Annotated in this window: 13 protein-coding genes and 1 pseudogene; 12 read left to right on the top strand and 2 right to left on the bottom strand. The window is 33.8% G+C overall.

Annotated elements, in window-relative coordinates; genetic code table 11:
* Positions 1-11 precede the first annotated feature (11 nt).
* Positions 12-2,648, bottom strand: a complete 2,637-nt coding sequence (locus AC1RPK_RS03115; RefSeq protein ID WP_481761225.1) for a YfhO family protein — start codon at positions 2,646-2,648, stop codon at positions 12-14.
* Between the two features lie 235 nt (positions 2,649-2,883).
* Between AC1RPK_RS03115 and AC1RPK_RS03110 the strand changes: the two are divergent.
* The 7 genes and pseudogenes from AC1RPK_RS03110 to AC1RPK_RS03080 form a co-directional block, all read left to right on the top strand.
* A pseudogene (locus AC1RPK_RS03110) lies at positions 2,884-3,777 on the top strand (peptidoglycan D,D-transpeptidase FtsI family protein); the annotation flags it as partial.
* 108 nt (positions 3,778-3,885) lie between these two features.
* Complete coding sequence (locus AC1RPK_RS03105; protein WP_481762408.1) at positions 3,886-4,959, top strand: penicillin-binding transpeptidase domain-containing protein; 1,074 nt, start codon at positions 3,886-3,888, stop codon at positions 4,957-4,959.
* Positions 4,960-5,126: 167 nt separating this feature from the next.
* Complete coding sequence (gene rpmG, locus AC1RPK_RS03100) at positions 5,127-5,276, top strand: 50S ribosomal protein L33 (protein ID WP_057973409.1); 150 nt, start codon at positions 5,127-5,129, stop codon at positions 5,274-5,276.
* A 110-nt stretch (positions 5,277-5,386) separates the two neighbouring features.
* Complete coding sequence (locus AC1RPK_RS03095; protein ID WP_481761227.1) at positions 5,387-6,061, top strand: rhomboid family intramembrane serine protease; 675 nt, start codon at positions 5,387-5,389, stop codon at positions 6,059-6,061.
* A gap of 20 nt (positions 6,062-6,081) precedes the next feature.
* Positions 6,082-6,282, top strand: coding sequence for a YqgQ family protein (locus AC1RPK_RS03090; protein ID WP_409022657.1), 201 nt, complete (start codon positions 6,082-6,084; stop codon positions 6,280-6,282).
* A gap of 31 nt (positions 6,283-6,313) precedes the next feature.
* Positions 6,314-7,279, top strand: coding sequence for an ROK family glucokinase (locus tag AC1RPK_RS03085; protein ID WP_481761402.1), 966 nt, complete (start codon positions 6,314-6,316; stop codon positions 7,277-7,279).
* 20 nt (positions 7,280-7,299) lie between these two features.
* Positions 7,300-7,707, top strand: coding sequence for a rhodanese-like domain-containing protein (locus AC1RPK_RS03080; RefSeq protein WP_481761228.1), 408 nt, complete (start codon positions 7,300-7,302; stop codon positions 7,705-7,707).
* A gap of 47 nt (positions 7,708-7,754) precedes the next feature.
* On the opposite strand, the gene AC1RPK_RS03075 is transcribed toward AC1RPK_RS03080, so the two are convergent.
* On the bottom strand, positions 7,755-7,931 hold the full coding sequence (locus tag AC1RPK_RS03075) for a DUF3042 family protein (protein WP_409022655.1): 177 nt from the start codon (positions 7,929-7,931) through the stop codon (positions 7,755-7,757).
* A gap of 126 nt (positions 7,932-8,057) precedes the next feature.
* On the opposite strand from AC1RPK_RS03075, the gene AC1RPK_RS03070 reads away from it, so the two are divergent.
* The 5 genes from AC1RPK_RS03070 (at position 8,058) to glnA (ending at position 12,855) form a co-directional block, all read left to right on the top strand.
* Entirely contained in the window at positions 8,058-8,795 is a 738-nt protein-coding gene (locus tag AC1RPK_RS03070) for a glycerophosphodiester phosphodiesterase (protein ID WP_481761229.1), read from the top strand.
* A 2-nt stretch (positions 8,796-8,797) separates the two neighbouring features.
* Positions 8,798-9,730 (top strand): tRNA (adenosine(37)-N6)-dimethylallyltransferase MiaA, encoded by a 933-nt coding sequence (gene miaA / locus AC1RPK_RS03065; RefSeq protein ID WP_481761230.1) that lies wholly within the window; start codon positions 8,798-8,800, stop codon positions 9,728-9,730.
* Between the two features lie 12 nt (positions 9,731-9,742).
* Positions 9,743-10,996, top strand: coding sequence for a methionine gamma-lyase family protein (locus tag AC1RPK_RS03060; RefSeq protein WP_481761231.1), 1,254 nt, complete (start codon positions 9,743-9,745; stop codon positions 10,994-10,996).
* A gap of 100 nt (positions 10,997-11,096) precedes the next feature.
* A complete protein-coding gene (locus AC1RPK_RS03055; RefSeq protein ID WP_481761232.1) occupies positions 11,097-11,486 on the top strand; it encodes a MerR family transcriptional regulator in 390 nt (129 codons plus the stop codon).
* A 25-nt stretch (positions 11,487-11,511) separates the two neighbouring features.
* On the top strand, positions 11,512-12,855 hold the full coding sequence (gene glnA, locus AC1RPK_RS03050) for a type I glutamate--ammonia ligase (RefSeq protein WP_409022650.1): 1,344 nt from the start codon (positions 11,512-11,514) through the stop codon (positions 12,853-12,855).
* Positions 12,856-12,984: the final 129 nt, after the last annotated feature.

Raw genomic sequence — 12,984 nt, 5'->3', positions numbered from 1 at the left:
TTATACAAAAACTATTTAATCAATCTTTTTGTGTGAACGATAATTGGCTTAATAAGTATCAAGAGAATAGCCAAAATTGAGACGATCAAACCAATACCCATGTATGGTGGCCAATAGATAAGTTTAACGGTATGATTTCCCTTAGCAACTTTAAAGCTGAGAAAAGTATTCAATGATTTATTAGTTGCTACGGATTTACCATCAACTTTAACATGCCAACCTTTACTGTATGGAATCGTTGTAAAGACGACTTGATGATTACGTTTAACTGATATTGAACCTGTGATTGAATGTTGATTGTATTTTGTAACGTTTAATTCACTAGATTTTAGTTGCTTAATTTGGGATTTAAATGAATTAACATTCATTTGATAAAGCGTAAAGTTTTCTAAGAAAAGGGTTCTTTTCTTTAATTTAGCTGTCAGAACTATTTTTTTACCTTTATTATTGGATGCAATATTAACAACAACTGTATTTCGATACGTTTTATATTGTTTTAATTCGTGACCATTTAATTTAAATAAAACATTATCAGTACTTAATCCTGAACCTAAGGTTAAATAATAAGCATCGTTTGTTGTTGGTGTGTATGTGAAAGTGACTAGTCCAGATTTATTTAGTTTCGTTTTTGTTAGAATAGAATTTGTTAAATTAATTTGTGAACCAACGTTATCAAAATTGACAGTATTAAAATTAATTGGTGTAAATAAAGCATCGTTATTAATACCGGTTAGAGCAGATAACCAATCAGACTGATATCTTAATGGGTTAGTTGTTTTATTCTTGTTTGTCAATATAGTATCATTTGCTGCATAGCCAATTGATAAAGCATACGGATTTTTAACCGTTTCAGTTAACGAGTTATTTGAGACAGGTCTATAGTAAGCTGTATCAGGTTTTTCAGTTAGTGGTGTCAATGTTTCTAACTGTGTGTCCAATGCCTTAGAAGTCCGTAATTGTTTTGGTGTAAAAACGTACTTCATATTTAATAGGGCATCTGTTACCAAGGTACCATTTGAGTAAGTGACATAATTATCACCATCAGGTTGTCCTATCTTACCGTAAAAAGTTGGGATTGATTTTGAAAAAGCAGAACTAAAATGGGAACCGCTGAAAAAATCAGCTGACATGGCATCATTTTTAGTCCGACTGTATGTTTGTGCGACACGATAGAAAGAATTATCAATTTTTTTTAACGATTTACTTTCAGTTGCTAGGGCAGTCGTTGACACGTCGTATTCACTTGTAGATAAATAACTAATGTTATCTAATGAATAAACAGCGTTACATGACATCTCAGCTATTACACTTGCAAATAACAACCATTTGAATGAAGGTGATGCATGATCTTGGAACTGAATTAAAATTAACGTTAAAAGAATAAATAAAATTGATAGGAATAAAGTTTCATCAGATAAATAACTATAAGATTCTTTTGATATAAATAAGTACGTAAACATTCCGATGAATAAAAGACCTACAATACTCAATTTCCAGAATTTTATAGGATTAAAGTACTCAAATTGTTGAGCAGCTAAAAGGATAATCCAAAAGCAAAATACAAATGAAAAACGATAAGGATACCAAACTGGAAATTGCATTCCGTGCCATAGTAAATCTAAAGGTTCAAAGCACATCGATAGGATCAAGAAACTTGTGATTAAAAAAGAGACAACCCGTTCTTTAATTGAAAAACGGTTATTCATGAAATATAAGATAAAACCAATTAAAGCCAAACTCCCTACAAAAATATTAGGGAAACCAGAAGGCATTTGATCAAAATTGAATGAACCAATCACAAATTTTGAAAGCATCGCTAAAGGATTATATTCAATTTTTGCTTTAATAGATTCTTCCGTGTATTCTCCCTTACTTGAAAGCAATGAGAATAGAGTTGGAAAGAGGATAATTGCTGAAATTGCTACAGAAACTAGAGATTTATAGATGAAAATCCATGATTTTTTAAAAAATTGTTTAACTGATAGAGATACACGACTTGTTGTATATAAGAAATATAAAATCATAAAAAGACAGACCATATAACCCATATAATAGTTAACGATTAAAAGTAACGCAAGCCACCAAGTATAAGCCCAACTTTTTGAATTCAACTGTAATTTTTCAAAGCCTAAAATAACTAAAGGTAATAGAATAACAGCGTCTAACCATAATAAATTAAGTTGGTTAGCAATCGTCCAACCCATTAGCGCATACGCTGTGGCAAATAATGGGATATAAAGTGAAGTCATTCTTGTTGTTTTCTTTAATAATAAACCGAACGTAAGGCCTGATAAGGCATATTTTAAAAGGGTGACTACCATAACACCCGCTAAAATTGATTTTCCTGGAAATACTAAGAAAATAAGATTAAAAGGACTCATTAAGTAGTATGCCCACTCACCTAACATATCACCACCAATTGCTTGTGAAAATGAATAGAAAAAACTAGTAGGATGATGGAGAAGTGTGGCTCTAAAATAAGAGAAAAAATCAATATATTGCTGACCTAAATCAACAGTTAATAGAGAACTATTCCCAAAAGGATACATTTTGCGGCCAATAAAGTAACAAAGCATAATGAATAAAGGAATAAGGAAACTTAGAAGGAGTACATGATTCTTTTTAAGATAATTTTTAAGCTTAACCATTTTAAAACCTCTCTGACTATTAATGTATGGTAATAAGAATAGCATATTTGGGACTTTACCGCATAAATCAGCAGCAGATAAAAATATATTTAATCTGATTATTAAAGTTTTTATTATAATATAAATTGTTAGCCTGTTTATTGGGCCAATGAATCTTAAAAATGTGGTAATATGGTAAATGATATATTTATACGAATTAAAAGACTAATAATGATACAGTGAGAGGTAATTAAACGTGAAACTTCCAAAAACAAAACAAGGTCGAAGCAAACAAAATAAATCACATATTCCATTTAGATTAAATTTCCTGTTTTTTATTGTTTTCCTACTTTTTGCAGCATTACTGGCGCAGTTAGCCTATTTACAAATTTTAAACGGAGCTTCATTTGAAGCGACAGTTAATAGTACGGATACGACAACAGAAACTAAGAATGTACAGCGTGGGATGGTTTATGACTCAACAGGTAAGGTTCTAGTTGGTAATAATTCTTCTCGAGCAATTACTTATACAAAAGGATCAGGTATCCTATCGCCTGATTTATATAAGATAGCTAATAACTTAGTAACCTATGTCAGTATTGATACGAGTAAATTAACAGACCGCAATGCTGCTGATTACTACTTAGCGGATAAGGGGCATTTAAAAGCTGTCACTGCTGCTGTAAAAAAAGAAAAAAATTTAACATCTGCTGAGTTAAACAAATTATCAACTACTGATTTTAATACATTGACAGTAGCATATGCTGTTAAAAATAACATTGATTCATTAACTGATGAAGAAAAAGAAGCTGCTACTGTTTTTGGGAAAATGACGGGTGCTTATTCATTATCAACTGTTTACTTAAAAACCTCTGATGTTTCCGATAAGGAGATGGCTGAAGTAGGTGAACATTTATCAGGGATGAATGGGATTAAAATAGGAACTAACTGGTCACGAAGTTACCCAAATGGTAAAAGTATGAACAGTATCATCGGAAATGTCACTAGTGAAGCTACTGGGCTACCTAGTGATAGCGTGGAAACGTTAATGACTGAAGGTTATTCACGAAATGATAGTGTTGGTCAGAGTTATTTAGAAAAACAATATGAAGATGTTTTAAAAGGAACAAAGTCACAAACTAAGGTTGAAGTGGCTAATAGTAAAATAGTAAAACAAGTACAAGAATATAGTGGTAAAAAAGGTGATAATCTCGTCTTAAATATTAACGCTAAATTCCAAGCTCAAGTTCAAAAGATTATGAACGATAGTGTGAAATCAATTGCTGGAAGCAATCCTTATAATCCAGGGGCCTACGCAGTTGTCATGAACCCAAATACAGGTGCCGTTTATGCAATGGCCGGTGTTAATCGAAATATTAAAACAGGTAAGATTACGGATGATGCTTTAGGGTCGATTAATCAAGTATTTACCATGGGTTCTGTTGTAAAAGGTGCTACGGTTATGGGAGCTATGATGGATGGGGCAATTACACCAACTAGCAATACCATAACTGATGAACCTATTAAGCTTGCTGGGACAGCTCCTAAGTCATCATGGTTTAATACATCTGGTTCAGCTAACGTTGCGTTAACAGCTTCTGATGCATTAATGGTTTCTTCTAACTCGTACATGATGCAGTTAGCAATGAGAGAAGGCGGATTCAAATATTCAAGTGGTTCTTCACTGGATATGTCGAATTCAATTTTCCCCAAAATGCGTGGTTACTTTAATCAATTCGGACTTGGTATCAAAACAGGTGTTGATTTACCTGGTGAGTCAACTGGTTTTGAGGGTGTAGCTAACCAAACAAATATTGGTAAAGCACTTGATTTATCTTTCGGAAATTATGATTCATATACAACTATTCAATTAGCGCAATACATGTCAACGATGGCTAATGGTGGTACAAGATTACAACCACAAATTGTAAAAGCGATTCGTTCAACAAATGAGGATGGTTCTTTAGGTTCTGTTCAAACTGAAATGACACCTAATATTTTAAGTACAGTTAACGCAACAAAATCAGAATTTGATGTTGTTCAATCAGGATTTTATAAGGTTGTTCATGGATCAAGTTCATTGAGAACTGGGAATGCGATGAGTGATGTAACACCATCAATTTCAGCTAAAACAGGTACTGCTCAAACATTCTATGGAACATCTGAAACTGAAGCACTTAGTTTGGCTTCATATGCACCTTCTAACAAGCCTAAAGTGGTCGTTGCACTCGTTTTCCCTGGAATGGCTAATAATACAGGTAGTGCTGTGAATGGTCAGGCAGCAGTTTCAATTTATTCAGCATTTTGGAAAACTGTTGAATCTGATAAATAATATTAAGGAAATAAGTCATCTAATACCTGATTTTATTGCTGTAAAGTAAATTTCCTTAACAAATAAAAAAAAACACTAGCGTTTACTTATTAATAATGATATTATATAAGACGTTAAAGACTAATTGTCTTATGAAATTATGAAGAAATATATGGAGGGTTGCAACCATGCGTGTACACATTACATTAGAATGTACGGAATGTCATGAACGGACATACCTATCAAGTAAAAACAAACGTAATAATCCAGATCGTGTTGAGCTTAATAAATTTTGCCCACGTGATCGTAAGGTTACTTTACATCGCGAAACAAAATAACAACGGGAATTTTCCTGTTGTTTTTTTGTTTTAAATAACTTTTATACTAGTTGAAATAAAATCTTGTAAACGTTATTTTGTAAATTTTTATATGAAATAAGGAGCTATCTATGAATTTGGCAAAATACAAAAATACACCATTTATGACGTACTTTTTTATTGGATTATCAGCAATTGTTTTCATCGCAATGACACTTGCTGGTGGTAGTCAAGACACAAATGTATTAATTGAATTTGGCGCTAAATATAATCCACTGATCATGGACGGCGAGTGGTGGCGATTATTTAATCCCATATTTTTACATATTGGATTTGAACATATTGTCCTTAATATGGTTACATTGTATTTTATTGGTATCCAAATTGAGATGTTATTTGGTCATTGGCGTTTTACAGGCATTTATTTGCTTGCTGGAATTGCTGGCAATATTGCAAGTTTCACGTTCAGTCCAGATACTATTTCGGCAGGCGCTAGTGGTGCTATTTTTGGTTTATTTGGGGCATTCCTAATGTTAGGTGATAATTTTAGAAAAAGTGCCTATTTTAGACAAATGTCGCAGCAATTTTTACTATTCATTGTGTTAAATCTTGCGTTTGGGTTTATGTCGTCAAGTACAGATAATGCAGCTCATATTGGCGGTATTTTATCTGGATTCTTAATCGCAACGACTGTAGGCGCACCAAGATTGGCACGAATCAGTCATATTAAACAGATAGCTGCATTCGTTATTTTAATTATTATCAATTTAATTCTGATTAAAATTGGAATTTCTAATAGTATCTAGTTTAAGGTGGTGACCGTTAATTGAAAAATTTGTATGATGTCCAACAACTATTGAAACAATTTGGTGTGTACGTTTATGTTGGTAAACGTATGTGGGATATTGAATTAATGGCATTGGAATTAGATAATTTACATCGATCAGGAGTGATTGATGACAAAATCTATGCTAGAGCTAAAATTGTACTATCTCATGAACATCGAGTTGAAGAACAAAATAATTGAGAGTGTAAGTGGAGGAATTTGAATAATGGTAATTGAAAAAAAATTAATTGGTGTCGACTTAGGTGGCACAACAGTTAAATTCGCTATTTTAACTGAAACAGGCGATATTCAACAAAAATGGAGTATTGAAACAAACGTTCTTGATGAAGGCTCACATATTGTGCCAGATATCATTGCTTCAATTAATCACCATATCAGACTATTTGATATGACTGCTGATCAATTCGTTGGAATTGGTATGGGCTCACCAGGTACAGTAAATCGTGCAGATGGAACTGTTATTGGTGCATATAATTTGAACTGGAAAACATTGCAAAATGTTCAAGCAGATATTGAATCCGGTACACAAATTCCATTTGCTATTGATAATGACGCCAACGTTGCTGCTTTAGGTGAACGTTGGAAAGGCGCTGGCGAAAATGATGATGAAGTTGCCTTCATCACGCTTGGAACTGGTGTTGGTGGCGGTATTATCGCTAACGGTGCATTATTACATGGTGTTGCTGGTGCTGGTGGCGAAGTTGGACATATTACAGTTGAACCTAATGGCTACATGTGTACTTGTGGTAAGCATGGTTGTTTAGAACAATATGCTTCAGCTACTGGTGTTGTACGTGTAGCTCGTGATATGGCTGAAGAGTTTGCTGGCCAATCAAAATTAAAAGAAATGTTAGATGACGGACAAGAAATTACATCTAAATTAGTTTTTGATTTAGCTAAAGAGAATGATGTTTTAGGTAAAATGGTCGTTGATAAGGTATCGTATTATCTTGGACTAGCTTGTGGTAACTTAGGTAATATGTTAAATCCAGCATATATTGTTATCGGTGGCGGTGTTTCTGCTGCTGGAACGTTCCTATTAGATCAAGTTACTAAATACTTTAAACAATTTTCATTCCCAACAGTTCGTTCATCAACATCATTAAAATTAGCACAATTAGGAAATGAAGCTGGCGTTATTGGTGCCGCTTCACTTGCTCGTCAGTTTATTAAATAATAATTGAGGGGAGAACTAGTATGATTTTAGGAGCAGTAAAGGTTAGTTTAATAATTAATATCATTTTGATTATTATTTTAGTTGGGTTAGCTGGTAACCAATTTTATCTTTGGTATATGGGTCGCCGTGCAGCTAAATTAGTAACAAATGAAGAATTTAATGAAGGTATGCGTAAGGCGCAAGTTGTTGATTTACGTGAAAAAAGTGAATTTGATGCTTCTCATATTATGGGAGCAAGAAATATTCCCTATTCTCAATTTAAAACAGCGATTGGTGGTTTAAGAAAAGATTTACCTCTTTACTTATATGACCAAGGTAAATCGATTAGTACTCGAGCAGCCTATAAATTACACAAACAAGGCTATACAGATATTACTATTTTGAAAACAGGTTTTTCAAAATGGGATGGTAGAACAAAAAAACGCTAAAAAGAAAAAGCATTGAGGAATGAAAATTCTTCAATGCTTTTATTAGTTTATGAATGGTGTGATGAACGGCTCTTACGTGTTGCACGTTTACGGTTTTCTTCAATCATTTGTTCTTTTTCTTCGATGGGTGCAACAACAGTTTTTTTAAAGGCAAAGACGCTACCAACTAATGCGCCTACAGTTGCAGCAGTTCCGACTAAGAAACCTTTTGAAAAGTTTTTCATTATGTAGACCTCCTTATTCATTTGACATCTTTATTATGACTTATTCAATCTAAAATTGCCACTAAAAGCACCGCTATTTTACGATTAATGATATAATAATTTTTGAAAGTTAGGGGTGACTTGTATATGCAGACCAAAATTTATGCGCATCGCGGAAGTAAGGGAACCAGACCAGAAAATACGTTAGTTAGTTTTCAGGCCGCAATAGATGCAGGAGCCGACGGCATTGAGACTGATGTTCAGTTGTCTAAAGATGGTGAACTAATCATTATGCATGATGAAAAAATTGATAGGACCACAAATTTAACAGGTAAGGTAGTAAATCTGACACTAGCGGAATTAAAAAAAGCAGATGCAGGAATTAAATTCAGTTCTGACTATCAAGGTGAACAAATTCCAACATTAAAAGAAGTAATTGAGTTGTTAAAAGATAACAACTTTAAAGGCACTTTTAATTTAGAATTAAAAACGAATCATATAGAATACCAAGGTATAGAAGAACTTGTAAATAAACAAATGGAACAATTACCATCAGATATTCATCTTTTGTATTCTAGTTTTAATCCAAACTCAATTCGTAGAATGCAAAAAATTAATCCTGATGCAGAATTCGCGAGTTTATTCCAATTTAAAATTAAAGAGTCGCGTCAATTGGCTAAGCATCATTTAATCACTAGCTTACACCCTGATGTGACCTGGCTGAGAGAACGACATGGCTTATTTTGGCCAAAGCTACTGATTCGCCCTTGGACAGTTAATTCAGTTAAGGATATGACTTATTGTTTTAAAAAGAAATATGATGCCATTTTTACAGATTTTCCTGCAAAAGCAATAGAAGTACGAAAAGATATTCAAGGAGATTAGAAATGACGCAAAAAGTATTGTTAATTGTTGGGCCAACTGCAGTTGGTAAAACTGATTTATCGATAAAATTAGCAAAAAAATTTAATGGTGAGATTATTTCAGGCGATTCTATGCAAGTTTACCGGAAATTAGATATAGGGACGGCTAAAATTACAGAAGATGAGATGGATGGAATTCCACATTATTTAATTAATCACAAGAATAGTGATGAACGTTATTCAGTCGCTGATTTTACAGTCGAAAGTCGCGCAGCAATTAGTGATATTGCCTCTAGAGGGAAATTACCAATAATTGTTGGTGGGACCGGATTTTATTTACAGGCATTACTTGATAATTTTCAATTGGGAACAGATAATGACGACGATTTAAATTTAAGAAAAGAATTACAAGAACGTAGTGAAAAAATCGGTCCTGAGGCACTTTGGCAAGAATTAGAAAGCTTAGATCCAAATGCAGCATTAAAAATTCCAGTTAATAATACGCTACGAGTAATCAGGGCATTAGAGGTTATTAAAAAATCAAATCAATTGTTTTCGGCGCAAGCGGATCAAAAAACGGATGAGTTTAACCCCTTTATTATTGGGTTATCGACTGATAGGTCAGTGCTATATGATCGGATTAATCGTCGAGTTGACCTTATGATTGGTTCCGGGCTGATTGATGAAGCAAAATGGCTTTTTAACCAAAAAACCAATGATTTACCAGCTAGTAAAGGTATTGGATATAAAGAGCTATATGCTTATTTTGAAGAAAAACAATCACTTGATGAAGCGACAGAGTTAATAAAACGCAACTCAAGGCGTTACGCAAAACGACAATTAACTTGGTTTAGAAATAAAATGGCAGTTAACTGGTTTGATTTAATCGAGCATCCGGAACAACTAAGTAAAATAGAAATACAAATAGTGGATTGGTTAAAAGGACAAAAGTCATAAGGAGAAGAATATATGCAAAAATGGATAGATAATTTATCACAGGAGTTAGCAAATGTTGTAGGAGAAGTTGATACTCAAATTGAACCAAGACTAAAAGAAATTGATGAACAGGTTTTGTTTAACCAACAAAAAGTCTTGGAAGCTTTTAAGAAAAATAATGTTTCTGAAACATATTTTGCCGGATCAACAGGATATGGATACGACGATATCGGCCGCGATGGACTTGATCGTATCTATGCAGATGTTTTCAAAACAGAAGCGGCAATGGTGAGACCACAAATTGTTTCAGGAACGCATTCAATTTCAACAGCCCTTTTTGGTATGTTACGACCAGGGGACGATTTATTATATATTACTGGGATGCCATACGATACGATTCAGGAAGTTATTGGTATTTCTGGAACGGGTATTGGTTCAATGAAAGAATATGGTATCGGGTTTGATTACGTCCCATTAACGGCTGACAATCATATGGATTCTAATGGTTTAAAAGAAAAGTTAACGGATAAGGTTAAAGTTGTTGCAATCCAACGTTCTCGTGGGTATGCAACTAGAGATAGTTTTATGGTATCTGAAATTGCTGAGATGATTAAAGAAGTTCGTAAAATTTCAAAAGATGTGATTATTTTTATCGATAACTGCTATGGTGAATTTTCTGAAACAATTGAACCAACAGAGGTAGGTGCTGATATCATGTCAGGGTCACTAATTAAAAATGCTGGTGGTGGTTTAGCTAAAACGGGTGGTTACATCGTTGGACGTGCTGATTTAATTGAAAAAGCTGGTTACCGCCTAACAACACCTGGTACTGGTAATGAAGAGGGCGCCACCTTAAATGTTATGAGAGATTTTATTCAAGGGTTCTTTTTAGCACCTCATGTAACAGGTGAGGCAATTAAAGGTGCTATCTATACGAGTGCATTACTTGAAAAAATGGGATTAGATGTGTCACCAAAATGGGATGCACCAAGAACTGATCTCATTCAAACGGTTAACTTTGGTAAACCAGAACCAATGGTTAAGTTTGCTCAAGCTATCCAACGTGAATCTCCCGTTGATGCATATGTTGAACCAAAACCAAGTGATATGGCTGGTTATGAAGATAAAGTTATTATGGCTGCGGGTACTTTTGTTGAAGGTGCTAGTGTCGAATTGTCAGCTGATGGTCCAATAAGAGAACCTTATACGCTTTATGTTCAGGGTGGGTTAACGTATGCGCATGTTAAGTTAGCAGTTACAGCTGCAGTTGAAAAAACATTCTATTGAACAATCGACTGTAAGCTATGTTATAAAATCTAACATTGTACGTTGACAGTCATTTATTTCCTTGTTACTATAAGGATGTAATTAAAAAGGAGGCTTGTTTATGAAAGAGAAGGAACTCAGACGATCATTAGCGGTATTACCAATTGGAACGGTAATGAAATTAACGGACTTAACGGCTCGTCAAATTCGTTATTATGAGGAGCAGGAGTTAATTATGCCCCAAAGAAATGATGGTAATCGCAGAATGTATTCACTGAATGATATTGATAAGTTATTTGAAATTAAAGATTATTTAGATGAAGGCATGAATATGGTTGGCATTAAAGAAATTTATTTTGAAAAGGAAGCACAGGCTAAAAAGCAACGCAAATTGTTAGAAAAGCCTTTGACAGATAATGATGTTAGACATATTTTTCAAAATGAATTTCTTTCAGTTAGTGGACTTAAAAATCCTGACGATCCTTCTTTTAACACAAACAAGCGTCTATAAATTATAAATACTGAGGAGAGATAAAATGGCAAAAGCTGCATACACTAAAGATGACATTGTTACAATGGCAAAAAAAGAGAACGTTAAATTTTTAAGACTTATGTTTACAGATTTATTCGGAATTATTAAGAACGTGGAAGTTCCGATTAGCCAACTAGACAAATTATTAGAAAACAAATTAATGTTCGATGGTTCTTCAATCGACGGATTCGTTCGAATCGAAGAAAGTGATATGTACTTATACCCAGATTTATCAACTTGGATGATTTTCCCATGGGAACATGAACATGGAAAAATTGCGCGTATTATTTGTGAAGTTTATAACGCTGAACGTAAACCATTCCAAGGTGATCCAAGAAATAACCTTATCCGTGTCTTAAAAGAAATGAATGATTTAGGGTTTACTGAATTTAATATTGGACCTGAACCAGAATTTTTCTTATTTAAATTAGACCCTATAACGGGAAAACCTACAACACAATTAAACGATAAAGGTAGCTATTTTGATTTAGCACCAGTTGATTTAGGTGAAAATTGTCGTCGAGATATCGTGTTAGAACTTGAAAACATGGGTTTTGATGTTGAAGCTTCTCATCATGAAGTAGCACCTGGCCAACATGAAATTGATTTTAAATACGCAGATGCTTTACAAGCCTGTGATAACATCCAAACATTTAAATTAGTCGTTAAAACGGTAGCTAGAAAACATGGTCTACATGCGACATTTATGCCAAAACCATTGAATGGAATTAATGGTTCAGGGATGCATATTAATATGTCATTATTTCATAAAGATGGTAATGCATTCTTTGATGAAAAAGATAAGATGCAATTATCTGAAGATGCCTACCACTTCTTAGGTGGTTTATTACAACATGCACGTGGTTACACAGCAATTACTAATCCAACAGTTAACTCATATAAACGTCTTGTCCCTGGATTTGAGGCACCTGTTTATGTTGCTTGGTCTGGACGTAACCGATCGCCATTAGTTCGTGTACCAATGGCTCGTGGGTTATCAACTCGATTAGAGTTAAGAAGTGTTGATGCAACTGCTAATCCTTATCTTGTTATTGCGGCTATTTTAGAAGCAGGACTTGATGGACTTAGAAATAAAGTTGTACCACCTGCATCTGTTGATAGAAATATTTACGTAATGAACCGTCAAGAACGCCAAGATAATCATATTAGTGACTTACCATCGACACTACACAATGCCATTAAAGCATTGGAAAAAGATGATATCATGGAAAAAGCAATGGGTCCTCATTTATATCCAAGCTTTATTGAAGCCAAAAAATTAGAATGGGCTGCTTACCGTCAAGAAGTTTCTGAATGGGAAAGAGATCAATATTTAGAACTTTATTAAAAAAAGTGTAATAAAGGTTTGAAATGACTAACTAAATGATTGATAATGAAACTAGGACAAGTAAAATTGTTTTAGTTTTTTTGATTATGCAAAGAAAAATCACAATACATAGTAAAAAAAATAATCATT

This window comes from Dellaglioa sp. CoH-55-MRSF-6 (assembly GCF_056782215.1).
Note: the sequence above shows the minus strand (reverse complement) of the source record. Positions and strands in the feature narration are given on the sequence as shown.